19 protein-coding genes, 1 tRNA gene and 1 pseudogene are annotated in these 19,808 nt (G+C 66.1%); 16 read left to right on the top strand and 5 right to left on the bottom strand.

What is annotated here, in order from left to right; translation table 11 throughout:
* Positions 1-17: 17 nt before the first annotated feature.
* The 4 genes from FNX44_RS00270 to FNX44_RS00255 form a co-directional block, all read right to left on the bottom strand.
* On the bottom strand, positions 18-2,387 hold the full coding sequence (locus FNX44_RS00270; protein WP_143645728.1) for a phosphoketolase family protein: 2,370 nt from the start codon (positions 2,385-2,387) through the stop codon (positions 18-20).
* A gap of 84 nt (positions 2,388-2,471) precedes the next feature.
* Positions 2,472-3,878, bottom strand: coding sequence for an NADP-dependent succinic semialdehyde dehydrogenase (locus tag FNX44_RS00265; protein ID WP_143645726.1), 1,407 nt, complete (start codon positions 3,876-3,878; stop codon positions 2,472-2,474).
* 80 nt (positions 3,879-3,958) lie between these two features.
* The gene (locus FNX44_RS00260; protein ID WP_143645724.1) at positions 3,959-4,450 is read right to left on the bottom strand and encodes an ATP-binding protein; all 492 of its coding nucleotides are present in this window, start codon (positions 4,448-4,450) and stop codon (positions 3,959-3,961) included.
* A 196-nt stretch (positions 4,451-4,646) separates the two neighbouring features.
* Positions 4,647-4,811, bottom strand: a complete 165-nt coding sequence (locus FNX44_RS00255) for a hypothetical protein (protein ID WP_153506654.1) — start codon at positions 4,809-4,811, stop codon at positions 4,647-4,649.
* A gap of 202 nt (positions 4,812-5,013) precedes the next feature.
* Here FNX44_RS00255 and FNX44_RS00250 point away from each other — a divergent pair, with 202 nt between their 5' ends.
* Positions 5,014-5,925 carry an NUDIX hydrolase gene (locus FNX44_RS00250; protein ID WP_143645722.1) on the top strand — a complete coding sequence of 304 codons (912 nt, stop codon included), beginning with the start codon at positions 5,014-5,016 and terminating at the stop codon, positions 5,923-5,925.
* Complete coding sequence (locus FNX44_RS00245; protein ID WP_143645720.1) at positions 5,922-6,749, top strand: MBL fold metallo-hydrolase; 828 nt, start codon at positions 5,922-5,924, stop codon at positions 6,747-6,749. The genes FNX44_RS00250 and FNX44_RS00245 overlap by 4 nt, the downstream gene beginning before the upstream one ends.
* A 105-nt stretch (positions 6,750-6,854) precedes the next feature.
* Here the strand turns inward: FNX44_RS00245 and FNX44_RS00240 are convergent, their stop codons facing one another.
* On the bottom strand, positions 6,855-7,529 hold the full coding sequence (locus FNX44_RS00240) for a Crp/Fnr family transcriptional regulator (protein WP_143645719.1): 675 nt from the start codon (positions 7,527-7,529) through the stop codon (positions 6,855-6,857).
* 270 nt (positions 7,530-7,799) lie between these two features.
* Between FNX44_RS00240 and FNX44_RS00235 the strand changes: the two are divergent.
* The 14 genes and pseudogenes from FNX44_RS00235 to FNX44_RS00170 all read left to right on the top strand — a co-directional run.
* Positions 7,800-8,309, top strand: a pseudogene (locus FNX44_RS00235) (endonuclease III domain-containing protein); the annotation flags it as partial.
* A gap of 158 nt (positions 8,310-8,467) precedes the next feature.
* Positions 8,468-10,288 carry a recombinase family protein gene (locus FNX44_RS00230; protein WP_143645717.1) on the top strand — a complete coding sequence of 607 codons (1,821 nt, stop codon included), beginning with the start codon at positions 8,468-8,470 and terminating at the stop codon, positions 10,286-10,288.
* A 467-nt stretch (positions 10,289-10,755) separates the two neighbouring features.
* Positions 10,756-10,829: transfer RNA gene (locus tag FNX44_RS00225), tRNA-Leu, on the top strand.
* Between the two features lie 562 nt (positions 10,830-11,391).
* Positions 11,392-11,802, top strand: a complete 411-nt coding sequence (locus FNX44_RS29595; protein ID WP_323368978.1) for an HNH endonuclease — start codon at positions 11,392-11,394, stop codon at positions 11,800-11,802.
* A 266-nt stretch (positions 11,803-12,068) separates the two neighbouring features.
* The gene (locus tag FNX44_RS29815; RefSeq protein WP_407699152.1) at positions 12,069-12,440 is read left to right on the top strand and encodes a phage terminase small subunit P27 family; all 372 of its coding nucleotides are present in this window, start codon (positions 12,069-12,071) and stop codon (positions 12,438-12,440) included.
* 116 nt (positions 12,441-12,556) lie between these two features.
* Positions 12,557-14,041 (top strand): terminase large subunit domain-containing protein, encoded by a 1,485-nt coding sequence (locus FNX44_RS00210; protein WP_323368977.1) that lies wholly within the window; start codon positions 12,557-12,559, stop codon positions 14,039-14,041.
* Positions 14,042-14,102: 61 nt separating this feature from the next.
* Entirely contained in the window at positions 14,103-15,428 is a 1,326-nt protein-coding gene (locus FNX44_RS00205; RefSeq protein ID WP_323368976.1) for a phage portal protein, read from the top strand.
* Positions 15,391-16,008, top strand: a complete 618-nt coding sequence (locus FNX44_RS00200; RefSeq protein WP_143645711.1) for an HK97 family phage prohead protease — start codon at positions 15,391-15,393, stop codon at positions 16,006-16,008. The genes FNX44_RS00205 and FNX44_RS00200 overlap by 38 nt, the downstream gene beginning before the upstream one ends.
* A complete protein-coding gene (locus FNX44_RS00195; RefSeq protein ID WP_143645709.1) occupies positions 16,008-17,177 on the top strand; it encodes a phage major capsid protein in 1,170 nt (389 codons plus the stop codon). Before FNX44_RS00200 ends, FNX44_RS00195 begins: the two co-directional genes overlap by 1 nt.
* A 61-nt stretch (positions 17,178-17,238) precedes the next feature.
* Positions 17,239-17,604, top strand: a complete 366-nt coding sequence (locus FNX44_RS00190) for a phage gp6-like head-tail connector protein (protein ID WP_143645707.1) — start codon at positions 17,239-17,241, stop codon at positions 17,602-17,604.
* Positions 17,605-17,613: 9 nt separating this feature from the next.
* A complete protein-coding gene (locus tag FNX44_RS00185; RefSeq protein WP_143645706.1) occupies positions 17,614-18,045 on the top strand; it encodes a hypothetical protein in 432 nt (143 codons plus the stop codon).
* A gap of 12 nt (positions 18,046-18,057) precedes the next feature.
* Positions 18,058-19,056, top strand: a complete 999-nt coding sequence (locus FNX44_RS00180) for a phage tail tube protein (protein WP_143645704.1) — start codon at positions 18,058-18,060, stop codon at positions 19,054-19,056.
* A 4-nt stretch (positions 19,057-19,060) separates the two neighbouring features.
* Complete coding sequence (locus FNX44_RS00175) at positions 19,061-19,462, top strand: HK97-gp10 family putative phage morphogenesis protein (RefSeq protein ID WP_143645702.1); 402 nt, start codon at positions 19,061-19,063, stop codon at positions 19,460-19,462.
* A gap of 4 nt (positions 19,463-19,466) precedes the next feature.
* The gene (locus FNX44_RS00170; RefSeq protein WP_143645700.1) at positions 19,467-19,721 is read left to right on the top strand and encodes a hypothetical protein; all 255 of its coding nucleotides are present in this window, start codon (positions 19,467-19,469) and stop codon (positions 19,719-19,721) included.
* Positions 19,722-19,808 lie beyond the last annotated feature (87 nt).

The following is a 19,808-nucleotide window of genomic DNA, read 5'->3' as shown; positions in this document are numbered from 1 at the left end:
CAGGAAGGAGGTGCCCGTCAGCCGGGCCAGGCCCACTCGGCGACTTCCGGCAGATCGGTGCCGTGCTGTCGGATCCACTCGTGGTGACGACCGCGTACGTCCGCCAGGTGCTGGCGGAGATCGGCGGCGTGTACGGCGAGGCCCGGAACGCGGTCGACGACGTCCATGGCGAGCCGGTAGCGGTCCAGGTTGTTGCGCACGACCATGTCGAAGGGGGTGGTGGTACTGCCCTCCTCCTGATAGCCGCGTACGTGCAGGTTGTCGTGACCTGTGCGGCGGTAGGTCAGGCGGTGGACGAGCCACGGGTAGCCGTGGTAGGCGAAGATCACCGGGCGGTCCCGGGTGAAGAGCGCGTCGTAGTCGGTGTCCGTCATGCCGTGCGGATGCTGGTCGGCAGGCAGCAGTCGGGCCAGATCGACGACGTTCACGACCCGTACCGCGAGGTCGGGAAGGTGCCTGCGGAGGAGCGCGGCCGCCGCGAGCGTCTCCTGGGTCGGCACGTCCCCGGCGCAGGCGAGAACGGCGTCGGGAACCCGGTGGCCGTCGTCGGTACCGGCCCAGGGCCACACGCCCACGCCTCGGGCGCAGTGGCGCCTGGCGTCCTCCAACGGCATCCAGTCGAAGCAGGGCTGCTTGCCGGCCACGACGACGTTGACGAGGTTGCGGGTGCCCAGGACGTGCTCGGTGACGGCCAGCAGCGTGTTCGCGTCCGGCGGCAGATACACCCGTACGTAGTCCGGGCTCTTGTTGAACACGTGGTCCACGAAACCCGGGTCCTGGTGGGAGAAGCCGTTGTGGTCCTGCCGCCAGACATGGGAGGTGAGGAGGTAGTTGAGTGAGGCGACGGGCCGTCGCCAGCGGAGTTCGTCGGCGCTCTTGAGCCACTTGATGTGCTGACTGGCCATGGACGCGACGATGTGGGCGAAGGCCTCGTAGGAGGAGAAGAGCCCGTGGCGGCCGGTGAGCAGGTAGCCCTCCAGCCAGCCCTGGCAGAGGTGCTCGGACAGCACCTCCATGACCCGCCCGTCGCGGTTCAGATGCTCGTCGGTGGCGAGTGTCTGTTCCTGCCATGCCTTGCCCGTTGTCTCGTACACGGCGTCCAGCCGGTTGGAGGCCGTCTCGTCCGGGCCGACCAGGCGGAAGTCACGGCGATCGGCGGTGGCGGCCATCAGGTCGGCGAGCAGGGACCCGAGGACCCGGGTCGGCGCGTGACTGCTCGCGCCCGGCTTGTCCACCTGTACGCCGTACCTCTCCAGGGACGGTACGGGGAGCTCGCGCAGCCGTATCCCACCGTTGGCGTGCGGGGTGGCGCCGAGTCGTCGTGCGCCGTCCGGTACGTACCGCAGCACCTGCGGACGTGGCCGGCCGGCTTCGTCGAACAGTTCCCCGGGCCGATAGGAGCGCAGCCAGGCTTCCAGGCGCAGCAGGTGGTCGTGGTTCTCCCGGACCTCTGCGAGTGGGACCTGGTGCGAGCGCCAGGTGTCCTCCACCGGCTTCCCGTCGGCCTCGGCGGGGCCCGTCCAGCCCTTGGGTGTGCGGAGCACGATCATCGGCCAGCGCGGGCGACCGGCTACGCGGCCGACCCGCGCCCGGTGCTGGATCTCCCGGACGCGATCGGCGGCGGAGTCGAGCGCGGTGGCGAGCTTGTGGTGCACCGCGTGCGGATCGTCGACGTCACCGGTGACGTAAAGGGGCTCGTGACCGTATCCGCGGAGCAACTGGTCCAGTTCGGCCTCGGGTAGCCGGGCGAGCACGGTCGGGTTGGCGATCTTGTAGCCGTTCAGGTGCAGGATCGGGAGGACGGCGCCGTCGTGTACCGGGTCGAGGAACTTGTTTCCGTGCCAGGAGGCGGCCAGCGGACCGGTCTCGGCCTCTCCGTCGCCGATGACGCAGGCCACCAGTAGCTGCGGGTTGTCCAGCGCGGCGCCGTAGGCGTGTGCCAGGGAGTAGCCGAGCTCACCGCCTTCGTGGATCGAACCGGGCACGTCCGGTGCGGCGTGGCTGGGTACCCCACCAGGAAAGGAGAACTGTCGGAAGAAGCGTTCCATGCCGGAGCGGTCGCGGGTCACGTCGGGGTAGAACTCGGTGTAGCTGCCTTCAAGCCAGCTGCCGGCGAGGATCGCCGGCCCGCCGTGCCCGGGTCCCCATACGCACAACGTGTCCTGGTCACGTTCGCGGATCAGCCGGTTCAGATGCGTGTAGACGAGATTGAGACCGGGGGTGGTACCCCAGTGGCCGAGCAGCCGCGGCTTGATGTGCTCCGGGCTCAGCGGTTCGCTCAGCAGCGGATTGCCCATCAGGTAGATCTGGCCGCAGGAGAGGTAGTTGGCCGCCCGCCAATGCGCGTCGAGGGAGGCGACGTCGAGGTGGTTGGCGGTGTCGCCCATGGGCGTTCTCCGTCCTTCCGGTCGGCGTGTGAGTCGACGTCCGGTCGTCGGCGGGGTGCCGGTTCCCGCCGGTGCTGCCGGCTCTCAGCCGGCTTCCGCCTGCGCGCCGAACCAGACGGTTGTGGTGTTGCAGAACTCGCGGATGCCGTGGCCTGCCAGCTCCCTGCCGTACCCGGAGCGTTTGACGCCGCCGAACGGCAGCGCGGGGTGTGAGGCGGTCATGCCGTTGACGTAGACGCCACCGGCGTTGATGTCCCGTACGAACCGCCGGCTGTCCTCCTCGTTCCGTGTCCAAAGGTTCGAACTCAGCCCGAAGGAGGTGTCGTTGGCCAACTCCAGTGCCTCGTCCAGGCTGTCGGCGCGGTAGAGGGAGGCCACCGGGCCGAACGCCTCTTCGCGGTGGATGCGCATCCGGTCGGTGATGCCGGTCAGTACGGTCGGCGCGTAGTACCAGCCGCGGTCCAGGCCGTCGGGCCGCCGGCCGCCGCACAGCGCCGTCGCGCCCAGGCCGAGTGCGTCGTCGACGAGTTCCTCGAGATCGGACCGGCCCCGCTCGCTCGCCAACGGGCCGACCTCGGTGTCCTCGTCCTTCGGGTCGCCGACCCGTAGGGCGGTCATGCCTTCGACGAAGCGTCGGGTGAAGTCGTCGTAGACGTCCGAGTGCACGATGAAGCGCTTGGCCGCGATGCACGACTGGCCGGTGTTCTGGGTGCGGGCCGTCACGGCGGTGGCCGCAGCGCGCGCGACGTCGGCCGAGGGCATGACGACGTACGGGTCGCTGCCGCCCAGCTCGAGCACCGTCTTCTTCACCTCGTCGCCGGCGACCGACGCCACCGCCCGACCGGCGGGCTCGCTACCGGTGAGGGTGGCCGCGTCCACCCGCTCGTCGCGCAGCAGGGACTCGACGGCGTCCGAACCGACGAGCAGCGTCTGGAAACAGCCCTTCGGGTAGCCGGCCCGTCGGAACAACTCCTCCAGGTACAGCGCGGTCTGCGGCACGTTGGAGGCGTGCTTGAGCAGTCCCACGTTCCCGGCCATGAGGGCGGGGGCGGCGAAGCGCACCACCTGCCAGAGCGGGAAGTTCCACGGCATCACGGCCAGCACCACGCCCAGCGGCCGGTACACCACCCTGGCATGTTCGGCGCCGGAGTCGGCCACGTCGTCGGGCGCAGGGTGCTCGTCGGCCAGCAGGTCGGCGGCGTTGTGCGCGTACCAGCGCATCGCCTTGACGCACTTGGCCGCCTCCGCGCGGGCCGCCCCGATCGGTTTGCCCATCTCGGTGGTGATGATCTCGGCGATGTCCGCGTTGTCCGCCTCCAGTAGCTCGGCGGCGTGCAGGAGCATCCGCGCGCGCTCGCCGAAACCGGTCGTCCGGTGCTGCCTGAAGGCGGCGCGGGCGGCCGTCAGCCGGCGTTCGATCTGTTCCCGGTCCATCTCCTCGAACGTCCTGAGGGTTTCGCCGGTAGCGGGGTTCACCGTGGCGATGGGCATGCCGCATCCTCCTCGCTGCTGTCCGGTCCGTTCGGTGCTGTTGTGGTGGTGTTCGGGTCTGTCGCGCGCGTCCGGTGCGGTCAGCCGTCCTCGGTGGCGGGCCAGGCGTCGTCCACCTCGAAGGTCACCGCCGTCCCGCCGTACCGGCCGGTCGCCACCTGCCACCGGGACGCGAGGGCGTCCACCAGCAGGAGGCCGCGCCCGCCGGTGGCGTCCTCGGTGGCGGCCCGCATCCGCACCGCCTCCGGCGGCCCGGGGCTGTGGACCGTCACCCGTAAGCGGGTGCCCTCCCGCCACCACTCCACTCGCACCCGCCACCGCGAGTTCTGCGCCCGTGGGTGGAGCACGGCGTTGGTGACGAGCTCGGACATCATCAGCAGGCTGTCCTCCAACGCCCGTGACCAGCGTGGCGAGCCGTGCGGCGCGTGTGGCTCGAGCAGTTTGCGGAACCACCGCCGGGCGGTGGGCACCGACTCCGGCACGGGCCGCAGCGTCATGGTGCCCAGCGGTTCGGGTGCCGCGGCGTCAGTGCGGGAACCGTTCGCGCCGTAGCCGTCGCAGAGGTCATCCATCAGCACCCACTCCTCAGCCGTGCCGTGTCGCCCTTGCGAACGGGTACGCGCGGGAGTGCGCCGGATGCTCAGCCTTTGTCCGTGGATGAGCATCCGGCGGGGTGGGGCGGACCGGGGAGGGACGCCCGGCCGGTAACCCCGGCCGGTAACCCCGGCCGGGCGTGCCAGTGCGCCCGGCGGCGCCGTCCGCCCGGGGCTACCGGCCCTGGCGCTTGGCGGTGGCCTTCTGGGTCTTGCCGCGCACCTTGGCGGCGGCCGCGTGCATGTCGCGCATCGTCTGCGCGGCGCGCTGCTCGGTGGCGGTGTTCTTCTGCTGTTGCTGCTCGGCGAACCTGCTGTGTTCCCGGTGGTGCTTGGACACGTCTCCTCCTCGGACCCGCGACCCGAATACGGCGTTCCCCCACTCTCCCGCGTCGGAGGCCGTCCGGCATCCCGAGAGAGTGATCACCTGATCGAGTGAAAGCGCCGGGCGGTCGAGGGCGGGGGCGCCCGGACGGCCGGAGCGCCCGCCGGGCGCCTGGGGAACACTCGAACATCCGACTGCGGCGCCGTACGATCCGGCCATGTCGAGAAACGGTCAGTGGTACCCGCCCGAGTGGCCGGACCGCATCAGGGCGCACGCGCGTGGCGAACTCACGCCGGTGACGCCACGCCGGGCCGCCACCGTGATGCTGCTCCGAGACACCCCGCCGCCCGAGCCGCCCACCGGCGACGCCGGGCCCGCGGCCACCGCCACCGGCCCGGCCGTCTACCTGCTGCGGCGGCGCACCTCGATGGCCTTCGCAGGCGGCGCCTACGCCTACCCCGGAGGCGGCGTCGACCCGCGGGACGAGGGGGAGGTCGCCTGGGCGGGCCCGTCGACGGAGGAGTGGGCCGACCGTCTTGGTGTGCCGGCCGTGGAGGCGCAGGCCGTCGTGTGCGCCGCCGTCCGGGAGACGTTCGAGGAGGCCGGGGTGCTGCTCGCCGGCCCGGACGCCGTCTCGGTCGTCGCGGACACGACCGGGTCCGACTGGGAGGACGACCGCCGCGCCCTGGTGGCCAGGGAGGTCTCCTTCGCCGACTTCCTCGCCCGGCGGAAACTGGTGCTGCGCAGCGACCTGCTGAGCGCCTGGGCGCGCTGGATCACCCCGGAGTTCGAGGACCGCCGCTACGACACGTGGTTCTTCGTCGCCGCGCTGCCGGCGGGGCAGCGCACCCGCGACGTCTCCACGGAGTCCGACCGCACGGTGTGGGCGACGCCCGCCGACGCGGCGGCCGGCTACGACCGGGGCGAGTTCCTGATGATGCCGCCGACCATCGCCACTCTCCGGGAGCTGACGGAGCTCACGGCGGGGCGTGCCGCCGCCGATGTCCTGGCGGCGGCCGGCAGCCGCGACCTGACGCCGATCGTCGCCTCCGCCCGCATGGAAGGCGACGAGATCGTCCTCAGCTGGCCCGGTCACCACGAGTTCGAGAAGAGGATCAGCACCGTATGAGCACCGCAGCAGCGCCCGGCCGGCCTCGTGCCCCGCTTCCCGACGGACCGGCCACCGAGCGGGCGGTCTGCGTGCGGGCCGCGAACCCGTCCCCGATGACGCTCGACGGTACGAACACCTGGATCGTCGCCGAGCCCGGCTCGGACGCGGCCGTGGTGATCGACCCGGGCCCGCTGGACGAGGAGCACCTGCGCGCGGTCGTGCGGACGGTGGAGGACGCCGGACGCCGGGTCGCCCTGACCCTCCTCACCCACGGCCACGGCGACCACTCCGACGGATTGGCGCGCTTCGCCGAGCTGACGGGGGCGCCGGTACGGGCCGCCGATCCGGCGTACCGGGTGGGCGGCGAGGGGCTCGAGGCCGGTGACGTGATCACCACCGGTGGCCTGGAGCTGCGGGTGCTGGCCACTCCGGGCCACACCCACGACTCGGTGTGCCTGCACCTGCCGGCCGACCGGGCGCTCTTCTCGGGGGACACCGTGCTGGGCCGCGGCACCACGGTCGTCGCCCACCCGGACGGGCGGCTCGGCGACTACCTGGACTCGCTGCGGGCGCTGCGCTCCCTCACCGTCGACCGCGGCGTGAGAACGGTGCTGCCGGGGCACGGCCCGGTGCTGGACGACGCGCTGGGCGCGATCGACTACTACCTGGTGCACCGCGCGAACCGGTTGGCGCAGGTGGAGACGGCCGTGGAGAACGGTCACCGGTCGCCGGCCGAGGTCGTGTCACATGTGTACGCGGAGGTCGACCGGTCGCTGTGGCCGGCCGCGGAGATGTCCGTCCGCGCCCAGCTGGACTACCTCGAGGAACACGGCCTTATCTGACCCGTCCGGCCCCGCCCCGGGGCAGGCGCGGGCGGAGCGGGGGTCGTCGCCTTCCCCGGCCGGCGCCGGCCGGGGAAAGGCGGCGGAATCGGGGAGGGGCGGCGGTCAGCGGCTGCGCTTGGCCAGCCGCTCCACGTCGAGCAGGATCACCGCGCGCGCCTCCAGCCGCAGCCAGCCTCGGCCGGCGAAGTCGGCGAGGGCCTTGTTGACCGTCTCGCGGGAGGCGCCGACGAGCTGGGCCAGCTCCTCCTGCGTGAGGTCGTGCACCACGTGGATGCCCTCCTCGGACTGCACCCCGAAGCGCCGCGAGAGGTCCAGCAGCGCCTTGGCGACCCGGCCCGGCACGTCGGAGAAGACGAGGTCGGACATCGAGTCGTTGGTGCGGCGCAGCCGTCGGGCGATGGCGCGCAGCAGCGCCATGGCGACCTCGGGGCGCGCGTTGAGCCAGGGCTGGAGGTCGCCGTGGCCGAGACCGAGCAGCTTGACCTCGGTGAGGGCGCTGGCGGTGGCGGTGCGCGGGCCCGGGTCGAACAGGGACAGCTCGCCGATCAGCTCACCGGGCCCCAGCACGGCGAGCATGTTCTCGCGGCCGTCGGGGGAGGTGCGGTGGAGCTTCACCTTGCCTTCGGTGACCACGTAGAGGCGGTCGCCGGGGTCGCCTTCGTGGAACAGGGCCTCGCCACGGGCCAGCGTCGTCTCGGACATGGAGGCACGCAGCTCAGCCGCCTGCTCTTCATCGAGCGCCGCGAACAGGGGGGCGCGCCGCAGAACGTCGTCCACGAGTTCTCTCCTTGTCGACCTGCCCATGGAGGGGATGGAAGGTTCCGCCCCATGATGCCGGACGTCGAAACAGTGCGATCAGTCACAAGTTTGACCTACGCGGCGCGGGGAGCGTACGGCAGGGGGCCGATTGGGCTGCCAATCAGCGAGGAGCCGGGCGAATGTCGGCGTGTCCCCTTAGGCTGGCCGGGTGGCCGAACTCGCCGGTGTTCCCCGGTGAGAGCGCATCGAAAGGGGGCCGGACGGGTGGTGTCATCACAGGGTTCCGCTCTGGGCGAACAGGTGTCCGCGCGGGCGGCGCGTCCGTCGGAGGGCAAACCCGCCGCCCCCAAGTCGGAGGGCAAACCCGCCGCCCGTAAGCCGAAGGGCAAGCCGGAGTCGCGGCTGGCCATGGTGCGCCGCGCCCGCCGCATCAATCGGGAGCTGGCCGACGTCTACTACTACGCCCACCCCGAGCTGGACTTCGAGAACCCGTTCCAGCTGCTCGTGGCCACCGTGCTGTCGGCGCAGACGACGGACCTGCGGGTCAACCAGACGACCCCCGCCCTCTTCGCCGCCTACCCCACGCCCGAGGACATGGCCGCCGCGCCACCGGAGGAGCTGGAGGAGCTGATCCGGCCTACCGGCTTCTTCCGCAACAAGACGAAGTCCCTGATAGGGCTGTCCACCGCGCTGCGGGACCGGTTCGACGGCGAGGTCCCCGGCCGGCTGGAGGATCTGGTCAGCCTGCCCGGCGTGGGCCGGAAGACGGCTTTTGTCGTCCTCGGCAACGCGTTCGGGTTTTCCACTACGGCCTCACGGTCGGGGAGCGGCGGGGGTGCCCAACTGGGGAGCGCCTACGGGTTCGCCACATAGGCACCGCCGTTCAGACAACATCTGCGCTCCCCACCTAGGGACGTGACCCCGAGGGGTCCACTACGACCCCTAGGAGTGCAGGCGTGGTCACCACCCCGCTTACCGACGTACCTGGCACCTTCGCGTCCGCCCAGGCGCTGGAAGCCGTAGCCGTCAGCTATGTACGCCAGTCGTCCGCCAAATCCAACAGAACTGAGGCTTCCCCGCTCACTCAGCGGGCAGCCAATGAGGGCCGCGCGGCCGAACTCAACGCCCAGTTCTTGCGGCACTACGAAGACATTGGCATTTCCGGGTGGAACCCGGACGCTGAGCGCCCCGGATTTGAGGACATGCTCAAATCCGCCCGCGCGGGCGCCTTCAATATGCTGGTTGTGTACGACGTGAGCCGCTTCTCTCGCCGTGAAGTTGAGGACGCCGCGCCAATCGTTCTTGAGCTTCACCGGCTCGGGATCACAATTGTGAGCGTCACTGAGGGCGTATTCGCGCCGCGAGACACAATGGCACTGCTATATCTGATTATGCGCCTAGACGCTGTGAACAAGGAATCGGCCGTCAAGTCTAAGAAGGTGCGGGATGTAAAGGCGGCACAGCGGGAAAAGGGTTCATGGCTTGGCGGTCAGACTCCCTATGGCTTGGACGCTGAACCGTACATTGACGGCAAGCTCACGCTTATGCGTCTCGTCCACAACAAGGATGAGTCAGGGAACATCCGCCGAATCGTTGAGCTGATCTTCAGGCACATGCACGAACCGGTTAACCGGAAGCGTGGTCAGCGCAACATGGGAACGCTTTCTGCGTTGTGCGACGACATGACGAAGCGCGGCATTCCCACACGGGGCCAGAGAAAGGGGAAGGAGCGTAAGAACTCGACGTGGGGAGTTAAAACGCTGAAATGGATTCTTCTCAATCCGGCAATTGCTGGTATGCGGGCAGAACCAATCTACAAGATTCGAGAGAACGGCACGCGAACCAACACGCTGACCGGGTACCGGATCATCCGGGATGAGGACGGTCGACCGGAGATGATCTGTGAGCCGATCATTCCCCCGGCAAAGTGGTTCCTGCTTCGTGACTGGCTTTTGGGTCGGGGGCAGGGCGAAGGGGTGGCGCGTGGAACAAGCCTTCTCAGCGGTCTTCGCCGCGTGGACGAGAAGGACCGTAAGCCAAAGCCCGTACTGACGTGTGAGTGTGGGCGACCCGGAAAGGCCCAAAACTCTGGGCCAAAGCCGGTTTACCTGTGTACACGCAGCAGCACGGTTCCGAGCAAGCCGGGCGAACACCAGGGACTGAACCGGGTCATGCAAAGCCACCTTGATGACTTCATTGCCCGACGGATCTTCGCACTTATCCACAGCGCTACCGCGAAAGACGTGGACGCTGACACGCTGGAAATCGTGTCCGAAGCGACCCGCGTTTTCTCTCGTTCCATTGAGAGCCCGGAGACGGCAGCCGAACGGACTCAAGTAGTGACGGAGCGCGCCGACGCCACCAACGCGCTAACGGACTTGTACGACGACCTAGAGGGGGGGCTCTACGACGGCCCAGTTGGGCGGGAACGGTTCAAGAAGACGAAGGCGCGTATTGAAAGACGAATCGCGGCGGCGGATAGTCGACTTGAGGAGTTGGCCGACCCGGAAACCGTCGCCCTGCCGTTTGCCGCATGGCTGGACGGCGCGGAGGACGGGGACCCCATGGGCAAAGGTTCATGGTGGGCAACCGCCGATCTGAGCGAACGACGCAAGTTCGTTGAACTGTTCATCCGAAAGATCACCGTGCGGTCCGTGGGCGGTGTGCATAAAGGGCGCGTCCGGGGTGGCTACGACGTTGCAGCGCGAATCGACCTTGAGTTTGTGCGCCCTTGGAAGGAGGGGGACGAGACAGTCGTGACTCAGACGGAGGCGTAGCGGCCCCTGAGAGTGCGCGACACGGCCCCGGCGGGCCTCACCCCTGCCGGGGCCGTGCCATGCTCCAGGGCGGCCGCTGAGCGGGCGTATGGACCACTCGGCGGGACTCGGCGTCCTGTTGTGACCAGTCGTGACATGTGCATGGCATGTGTTGAGCAAGTCGAGATGTCAGCACGGAGTGTATGTGGCTGGCTACCTACAGCGAGAAGTGTGCGGTGAAGCGGTGGTTCTTACCTTGTTTCAGGTATCCCTTAAGAATCTCTATAAGCAAACCGAAATCACGCCTCATTCACCGCTTCCACCGCACCGTGACCGGGGTTACCCAAGCGTCTCGCTGCACGTGAGGCAACTTCCCTACTCAGGTAAACCCTTGCGCTCTAGTAGAGGTAGAGGGCAAGGGGATACCGCGCACCCTTCCTGTAGGCACGGCGGACTGAGTGCCCCGCCCTCTGTCCCTCCGGGGGCTTGGTCGCCTGGCCCAATCGGTAGAGGTGCACGGCTTAGAACCGTGATGATCCGGGTTCGAATCCCGGGGCGACCACCGACCACCGACTCACGTGAGTCGGTGCCTATTCCAGCATCTCAGAAAGCCTCCGTACTACCTCCGGGTCCTTCCTCAGGAAGGCATAGCCCCGGGCGCATGACAGGCAGACGGTTCCGGCGAACCTTCCGGATGCGTCGGCTAGTCCCGTGTTGGGTCTTTCGTCGGTTGCTTCGTGGCCGCATGCCCCGCATGGCTTCATGCGGACAACGGCAAAATCAGACGGTGAGATTCCCAGGTTTTGGGCGGTGCGCTTCATGCGTTGGTCGGCGTACGGCTTAGCCCCGGTGCGCCGCTTGTTCTCCGCCTCCTCTGCTCGGCGGGCGCGCTCATAGTCGGCATGGCATGGCTTGCAGACATACGTATTGCGATTGAAGGATGTGACCGGTTTTAGTGTGTCGCATTGTTTGCATTTGATCTCACCTGTCTGTGCGCGCTTCTCCCATGTGGCAGCGTATTGAGAGCGGAGGCATGTTCTGCATAGTGGTGCCTTTCTGTTGGGAGGCAGGCTCACGTCGCATTCTCGGCACTGCTTCACGCTTTGATCTGGCGTCACGTGGAAATGGTACCGCCTGGCTATTCGCGGCGTATGTTTATGGGGGCATTCCCCGATAGGGGGTGTGTCATTCGTATTCGGTGTCTTGAGTGCCGAGAGTGGGCAACTCACCGGGGGCGGTGCCACGCGCACCACAAGGCTTATGAGAACGGCCGTTCATGTCAGGCGCACCGCAAGCGGCGCGAGGCTATCGCCCGTGGCCACAATGCGGCGGCACTTCTGCGCAAGGCTGTACGCAAGGCTGTAGCCGGAACGTGCGCCATGTGTGGCGTGACCTACCTGCCTAGTCAGGTGGACATTGACCACATCAAGCCCCTTGCGCTTGGCGGGGAAGACGTGGCGAGCAACGTTCAGGTTCTCTGCAAGCGTTGCCACAAGATCAAGACCGCAATGGACTTCGGTAAGCGTCCGTTCTGACTCCGTGGTAAGGGTAGGGCGCTTCCGAAGTTCGCCGGACGTGGCCTCTGGCGATCCCGCCCCCCGCTTCCGAAACGCGCGCTAGGTGTGACGCCTTTTTTGGTCGACTGACCCGTGCGGCTACTGGGGAAACGCCATTCCGACCCCGCGAGAAGGGCGAAGTTAAGGGGCCTTTAAGGCCCGTTAAGGGGGTGTCAGTGTCTCGGAGTAAGAGCCCCGACATGCGCACCGGCCACGCTAACGGCGCCGCCGAGAGTGCCGCCCCCGTGGTCTACGAAGGGCGAGCACCCCGGGCCCCTGCTGGACTCAAGCGCGTCGGGCGCGAGGTCTGGCGCAACGTCTGGACGGCGGGGAACGGGGCGTACTCCCCGGAGACTGACCGGAACATCATCCTTCGCTACGCGGAGCTGCACGACCGGCGCGCTGAACTCCTTTCGGCTGTCGCTGAGGATGGTCTCATGGCCGTTGGCTCAACCGGTCAGCCCGTTGTTCATCCTGCTATGCGCTATGTGGAATCCACGGAGAAAGAGCTACGGGCGATCGAGACAGTCATTGGTTTCACTCCCGAAGCGCGCATGCGGCTAGGAATCGTGGCGGCTGAGGCACGCCGTATCGCTGCCGGACCTGAGGATTTCTGAGTATCGACCGACGTGCGTGAGTCGGTGTCGTATTGGGGGTGCGCGTGGCAGGTATTGACCGCGTAATCTCTCGCCACATTCCCGCTGATGCGCCGTTCCCGAGTGAGGGGTATCGGGTGGCGAATTGGATCGAAACGTTTTGCCGCCTTACGGGGAGTTTTGCTGGTCAGCCTTTTCGGCTGCTCGAATGGCAGCGGCGACTACTCGTCGACGCGTATGAACTTCGGCAGGATGCGCGCGGTCGATGGATTCGTAAGCATCGAATGGTTGTTGTCTGCATTGCGCGGAAGAACGGCAAGTCGACGCTTGCCGCCGCAATCATGCTGTACCACCTGATTGCCGACCGTGCGGACGCTCAGCGTCAGATCATCGCCGCTGCCAATGACCGGAATCAAGCTCGGATGGTTTTCGACGCGGCCAAGAGCATGGTGACCGCGTCTCCCAAGCTTTCGGCTGTCTGCGATGTTCAGCGGGACGTAATCCGGTTCAAGGACTGCACCTATCGAGTGGTGAGTGCGGATGCTGGGCGGCAGCAGGGCCTTAATCCGAGTGCGGTAAGTCTGGACGAGTACGCGTTCAGTAAGAGCGCTGATCTGTTCGACGCGTTGACGCTGGGCAGTGCCGCTCGATATCAGCCGATTACGTGGGTGGTTTCGACTGCCGGTCCCGATCCGGACGGGCCCTTCGCGCAACTCTGCGAACAGGGGGAGCGCGTTAATTCGGGTGAGGCAGTAGACCCTACGCTGTGCTATCGGTCGTGGGGTCCGCGCATCGGGGAACAGGTGGACCACCTAGACCCCGAAGTGTGGCGCGCGTGCAACCCGTCGTACGAGATCCTGAACGAGGAAGACTTCAAGGCTGCCGCTCAGCGGAGCACGGAAGCGAGCTTCCGAATCTACCGACTGTCGCAGTTCGTCCGTGGAGCCTCTACGTGGCTGCCTCACGGCCTCTGGGGCTCTCTTGCGGCCGATGACACCCTGAACCCCGGAGAGGCCGTTGTGTTGGGTTTTGACGGCTCATGGAAGGGCGACAGCACGGCGCTCGTCGCCTGCCGGGTGGCAGACCTACGAGTCTTCGTGTTGGGCCACTGGGAGGCTCCCCAGGATGACGCGCACTGGCGGGTGCCTATGGCGGACGTGCGGGACGTTCTTCGTTCAGCACTGGACACGTACACGGTGCGGAACCTTGTCGCTGACCCGTACCGCTGGGAAGAGACGCTAGACAACCTTGAGGCGGAGGGGTGGCCTGTTGAGGCTTTCCCGACCAACAGTCTCAAACGCATGGTTCCGGCGACTCAAGCGGTATACGACGCGTGTCGGGACGGGAGGTTGTCACATGACGGCAATCCCGCGCTAGCACGGCACGTTGGAAACGCCGTTCTTCGCGAGGATAAGTACGGGGCGCGCGTCACCAAGGAGCACGCGAATTCCCGCCGAAAGATCGATCTCGCCGTTGCCATGATCCTGGCGGTTCATGGTGCGGTGATGTTCCGGGAGGACAACCCGGAGTTGATCGAAACGGCGGTGATCGCCACATGGGAGGAAGGCGGTCGCGTGTTCAACGTGGGTGCACGGGACTTTGACCAGTACCTAGACGACTAGTGGGACTCAGGCACCGACTCACGTGAGTCGGTGACTCGGTGAGTCACGCGGGGGGTGGCTCATGATGGGCTTTTGGCGTGCGCTCTTTCGGCGCTCATCGGCGGATTCGGTACAGCATCGGGCACGGTGGGACCCTGCGTCAGACCTGTTTCCCCTCCCTGGTGCCGTTTCGGCTGCTGGTCAACGGGTTGACGCGAATAGTGCCTTGACTGTCTCGGCTGTCTTCGCGTGCGTCCGTCTGTTGAGCGAGACGATATGCACGCTGCCGGTGGCCACCTATGCGCGTCGGGACTCCGCTCGTAGGCGTATCGAGTCTCCGCCGTGGCTGGACTACCCGAATGCGGAACCGGGTGGACTTGGGCGCATCGACTTGCTGTCGCAGGTTGTCCTTTCGCTGCTCTTGGACGGCAATGCCTATCTCGCTGTCCTATGGGACGGTCCCCGCATTGCCGGGCTTGAGGTTCTTGACCCCAATCGCATTCAAACCCATACGGTTGTCGTTGAGGGGAAGCGTCGCAAGGTCTTCCATGTCGCGGATTACGACGAAACGGGTAATGAGGTAGCCCTTGGGTGGTTCACTACCCGGGAGATCCTGCACATTCCCGGAATGATGCTTCCCGGGGAATTCACCGGGGTCTCGCCAATCGCGCACGCTCGTGAGTCGATTGGGCTTGCCATGGCGGCGCAGACCTACGGCGCGAAGTTCTTCGCAAATGGCGCCATGCCGGGCGCGCTCATTGAAGTGCCGGGCGCCATGTCCGAGGAAGGTCTGGCGCGTGCGCGTGAGGCGTGGCGACTGGCCAACTCCGGGGCAGAGAACGCGCACCGCGTTGCGCTGCTGACCGAAGGCGCGAAGTTCTCCAAAGTGGCGCTCTCGCCGGACGAAGCACAGTTCTTGCAGACGCGCCAATTTCAGGTCCCGGAAATCGCCAGGATCTTCGGTGTTCCGCCTCACCTTATAGCGGACGCCACGAACTCAACTAGCTGGGGCTCGGGGCTTGCTGAGCAGAATCAAGCTTTCTCCATGTTCTCTTTGCGTCCGTGGCTTGAGCGGATTGAAGCGGGTTTCACGCGTCTTCTGTACGCGGAGACTGCCGACCGGCGGCAGTTCGTGAAGTTCAGTCTGGACGGCATCCAGCGTGGGGCCCCGAGTGAGCGCATGGGCATGTACTCAATCGGCTTGCAGCAAGGCATTTACAGCATTGACGAAGTGCGCGCGTGGGAGGACCTGGAGCCCTTGCCGGATGGTCAAGGGGCGGCGCACCGCGTGCCCTTGAACCTCGCTGCCATCGAGCCCCCATCAACAGATCAACCCCCGACGCGCGGGGGCCCTAAGGGGGACTCTACTGATGACGACGGAACACAGGAGCCTAGCGCTACCGGCTGAGATCCGATCCGCAGACGCCGCACTGACAGTGCGTGGGTACGCCTACCGGTTCAACGAACTGAGCCAGAACCTAGGCGGCTTCCGTGAACGGATTATGCCTGGCGCGGGTGCCGACTCACTCAAGGTGAACGACGTACTTGCGACGTTCAACCACGACGTAAACAACGTCCTTGGCCGCACATCGTCGGGCACTCTTCGCACCGGCGAGGATGCCGACGGCGGATGGTACGAGATCGATCTACCCGACACGACTCTAGGTCGTGATCTAGCCGAACTGCTCGCGCGTGGAGATGTGCGCGGCAGCAGCTTCACATTCCGAGTGCGCGACGGCGGGCAGCGCGTCCATGACGAACTAGACCCCGAAACCGGGCTTCCCATTCGGGAGATCACGCACATGGACGTGATCGAGCTTGGCCCGGTTCTCACTCCCGCCTATCCGACCACCGATGCCGCGCTCAGTCGCTCTATCGCGCTGACTCTCGGCATTCCCGACGTGCCCACCGACTCACGTGAGTCGGTGGCCGATCATCCGGCGCGCATTCTTTCCCGCGCGCTGCTACACAAGGGGGGTGTCCAGTAGTGGACGCACAGACTCTTCATGCTAATTATGAGGCGCGAGAGAAGGCGCACGCCGAACTTCGGGCCCTGGTCGATGAGTTCGCGGGCAAGGAGATGACCGCCGAGGCGCGAGAGACGGAGACTCGTCTGCTCGACGCCATTGCGGACTACGACGGCCGTGTCAAGCGAGGCGTTGAGGCAATCCGGGCATCCGAGTCTGTCAGCGCCCTCATGGCGGGACTCAGGGGCACCGGAAGCAAGAAGCGCACTCAGGACAAGCTAGCTGAGGCGGCTTCCAAGCTGCGCTCACTGGGGCTGAATGAGGGGCTGACCTTCGCCCCGGAGACGCGCGTACTGGACACCGCTACGGGCTCCAACGTCATCCCGCGTACCCTGTTCGGTCAGCTTCTCGCTGAGGCTGTCGAGCGTTCGACAGTGATGCGTAGTGGCGCGTCCATTCTCACCACGTCCGGCGGTGAGTCCATTGACTTCACGGTCGTTACGGGGCGCGCGTCTGCGGGCATCGTGGCGGAGAACGCCAACATTCCGGAAAGCACCCCGGCGACCGTTCAGCGGTCGGTAGGTGCGTTCAAGTACGCCTATGCATCCGTGGTCAGCACTGAGTTCGTACAGGATCAGGCGCTGGACCTTGTCGGCTTCCTCGTGGGTGACGCTGGCCCGGCACTGGGACACGGCATGGGTGAGCACTTCCTCATTGGCACTGGAAACGGCCAGCCAACCGGCATTCTGACTTCCGCCCCGGATGCTGACGCCACGTGGACTGAGGGAGCGAAGGACAACACCGTTTCCGACGCACTCATTGACCTGTTCTATGAACTCCCTTCGTCCTATCGGGGCAACGCGGTTTTCATCGTTTCCGATAGGACCGCAGCGGCCATGCGCAAGCTGAAGGATGGCAACGGTCAATACCTGTGGCAGAGCGCACTAACGGCCGGTGCCCCGGACACCTTCAACGGCAAGCCGGTGGCAACTGACGTTGCAGTGCCGGACGACAAGGTTCTGTTCGGCGACCTTTCCAAGTACAAGGTTCGCCTTGCTGGCCCGCTCCGCGTTGAGCGCAGCGTGGATGCCCGCTTCACGTCGGATCAGATCGTTTACCGCTTCATTCAGCGTGCTGACGGTCTGCTTGTCGACGAGCGGGCGGCGAAGGTTTTGACCGTAACCCCGTAAGGCGACAGCTAACGGGGCACCGACTCACGTGAGTCGGTGCCCCTCCAGTGAGGGGGTGCGCATGTCCTACGCGACCGTGGAAGAGGTTCGTGCGTTGGACGGTATGGATGACGCGTCGCTCTTTTCAGACGAGACGCTGACAGCCGCACTCGCATATGCGATTGAAACTGTCGAGAGCTACTGCGGTCGCAAGTGGGAGGGGGGTGACGTGCCGCCGGAAACGATCCGATGGTGCGTTCGTACACTCGCCCGACAGTTCTGTCTCGATCTCGTCTCTCGCGTGCCGGATCGGGCGCTACAGATGCAAAGCGAATTCGGAACGATCCAGCTTGCGCAAGCGGGCGGACCGTGGCGCCCTACCTCGCTTCCCGAGGTTAACGCGCATCTGAACCGGTATCGCGTGCGACTTCCATTCATTGTCCTGTGAGGTGGTCGCATGGCGCTGATGTTTGACGTAAAGCTCGCACTTTACGAGGAGTTGAAACGGTCCACTCCTGCCGGGGTGCAATGCACCTTTGCGCAGACTGGGGCGGCTGATCGGCGTTCTCAAATGTGGTTCGGGGAGACGACCACCGACGAGAGTGAACCCGTGGGTATGCGTGCGGGCGCAGCGAAGCCGCTATCGGTGACCGGTGCCATGGACGTGCAGGGGGTTGTGATCTCACCCGGCGGGCCGCTGGATGCGGAACGTGCCGCCTACCGTCTCCGAGACTGCGTAACGGTCGCATGTCTGGCACTTGACCGCCGGTCCGTTCCGGGGCTTATCGACGTGCGCCCGGAGTCGGTGAGTGTCGAGACAGCCGAGACGACCGACGGCGCCTACAGCGCGCTGAGTGTCCGCGTGCGGGTGCGCGGGCGCGTCACATAGACAGGGGGCATCATGGCGCTAGACGCGTCTATCGGGATTGGCGAAGAGGCCGAATACGGAAGTGCCGCTACGGCCATAACCGGCTACGAAGGCAAGGCCGATTCATGGAAAGTCGCACGTGAGTTCATCGAGTCTGTCGGTTTCCGGGCAGGCATGCAGACGGCACGTGCCGACCGCCGGAACATCATCAACATGGGCGGCGAAGGCGAACTAGAAGTTGACATACTTGACGTGGGAGCGGCAGACCTTCTCCGGGCGGCGTTCGACCGTTACACGTTCTCGGATTCCGTTGACGGAGTGCGTACGCACGTCTTCGAGACAGCCGCCACTATGGATTCCCCGTCATTCACTGCGCAGATGGTCCGGCCGACCGCTGAGGGCACGCCTGTCGCCTACCGGCATGTGGGCTGCATGGCGAAGGAATTCACGCTCTCCGCTGAAGTAGAGAACCCCGTAACGGTCACGGTTGGGTTCGATTTCCAGGACGTAGCGCACACCAGGGTGCCCGGGGAGCAGATAGCTCCGCAGTACCCGGAGGGTGGGCGCCCCTACGACTGGTCGCGTACGGCTATCACCCTCAACCGGGGCGGCGTATCCGTCGGCGTGGATGCCGGAAAGTTCGAGCTGACCGGCGATCGGGGTTTGAAGACGGACCGCCGCTTCTTGCGGGGTACGGCGTTGAAGAAGCGGCCCGTGCGGGCGGCTGTACCCACGTACGAAGGGACGATGGAGGGGGAGTTCACGGATGCATCCGTTCCGCTGTATGAGGACTTCCTGAGTGGCGCGGTGCTGGGTCTCCGCGTCGACCTTGAGGGGCTGACGCCGCACACGTCGCTCAGCGTTGAATGCCCTGCCATTCAGTTCACGGGGGAGAGCCCGGAAGCGTCTGTAGACGACGTGACGACCATGAATCTCCCGTTCCGGATTCTCGACCCCGGGGCAGGAGGCGCGGCTATCAAGGTGACCTATACGGAGCCCGTCCCGGGATGGGTCCCGCCGAACGAAGGGTGACCGTGTGAGCCGTTCCCGCTTCACGATTCGCGTTGAGGGGCTACGGGAGCTGCAACAGGCCATGCGGCGGCTGCGGGACAGCGAGCTTGATCGGCGCGTCAAGGACGTTAACAAGGACGTGGCCAAGCTCGTTGCCGCCGAAGCAAAGTCGCTGCGGGCCGTGCCGACGAAGAGCGGCAAGCTGCGGCGTTCCATTGGTGCTCTCGCGTCCCGCAGTGATGCGTCTGTCAAGGCCGGGTCTGCCGCGCGGGTCCCGTATGCCGGGCCCCTGCACTGGGGTTGGCGTAGACGCAATATTCGTCCGCGCCCCTTCCTTCGCTGGGCTGCCGGACGGAAGTACGACGAGGCACACGAGACCTACACAGAAGGCATGGCGGAAGTCATGCGCGACCGATTGGAGAGCTAAATACATGGCTGAGCGTGAGCGGATTTCCGTTGACATTGATGATCTAACCATCGCCGAGATCGAAACCATTGAAGAGGTCATTGACGCGCCGCTGGACACCATGTCTCGCCCGGACATGAAGAAGGGCAGGTTTCTGCGGGCAATCGCCGTGGTCGTGAAGCGGCGTACCGACCCCGATTTCTCCGTTGAGGATGCAGGGGACCTCATCATTTCGCTGAGTCAGGACGAGAAGCCGGACCCTACCGCAGCCGTCGCGTAGTGACGATGGCGCGGCTTGTCGGGCACTTTCGCGGCGTCACCATGTCTGATCTCAAGGCAATGAAGTTGCGGGACTTCACCGCACTGT

The organism is Streptomyces alkaliterrae, from assembly GCF_007097205.2.
Classification (GTDB): domain Bacteria; phylum Actinomycetota; class Actinomycetes; order Streptomycetales; family Streptomycetaceae; genus Streptomyces; species Streptomyces alkaliterrae.
The sequence above is the reverse complement of the archived record's forward strand: the minus strand, read 5'-3'. Positions and strand labels throughout refer to the sequence as shown.

Bases quoted from the DNA above. Each gene is read 5' to 3' on its own strand.
- FNX44_RS29595 (WP_323368978.1), top strand. From the start codon at position 11,392: ATGGTACCGCCTGGCTATTCGCGGCGTATGTTTATGGGGGCATTCCCC.
- FNX44_RS00190 (WP_143645707.1), top strand. From the start codon at position 17,239: ATGTCCTACGCGACCGTGGAAGAGGTTCGTGCGTTGGACGGTATGGAT.
- FNX44_RS00260 (WP_143645724.1), bottom strand. From the start codon at position 4,450: ATGGATGACCTCTGCGACGGCTACGGCGCGAACGGTTCCCGCACTGAC.
- FNX44_RS00250 (WP_143645722.1), top strand. From the start codon at position 5,014: ATGTCGAGAAACGGTCAGTGGTACCCGCCCGAGTGGCCGGACCGCATC.
- FNX44_RS00170 (WP_143645700.1), top strand. From the start codon at position 19,467: ATGGCTGAGCGTGAGCGGATTTCCGTTGACATTGATGATCTAACCATC.
- FNX44_RS00185 (WP_143645706.1), top strand. From the start codon at position 17,614: ATGGCGCTGATGTTTGACGTAAAGCTCGCACTTTACGAGGAGTTGAAA.
- FNX44_RS00200 (WP_143645711.1), top strand. From the start codon at position 15,391: ATGACGACGGAACACAGGAGCCTAGCGCTACCGGCTGAGATCCGATCC.
- FNX44_RS00205 (WP_323368976.1), top strand. From the start codon at position 14,103: ATGATGGGCTTTTGGCGTGCGCTCTTTCGGCGCTCATCGGCGGATTCG.
- FNX44_RS00270 (WP_143645728.1), bottom strand. From the start codon at position 2,387: ATGGGCGACACCGCCAACCACCTCGACGTCGCCTCCCTCGACGCGCAT.
- FNX44_RS00245 (WP_143645720.1), top strand. From the start codon at position 5,922: ATGAGCACCGCAGCAGCGCCCGGCCGGCCTCGTGCCCCGCTTCCCGAC.
- FNX44_RS00265 (WP_143645726.1), bottom strand. From the start codon at position 3,878: ATGCCCATCGCCACGGTGAACCCCGCTACCGGCGAAACCCTCAGGACG.
- FNX44_RS00180 (WP_143645704.1), top strand. From the start codon at position 18,058: ATGGCGCTAGACGCGTCTATCGGGATTGGCGAAGAGGCCGAATACGGA.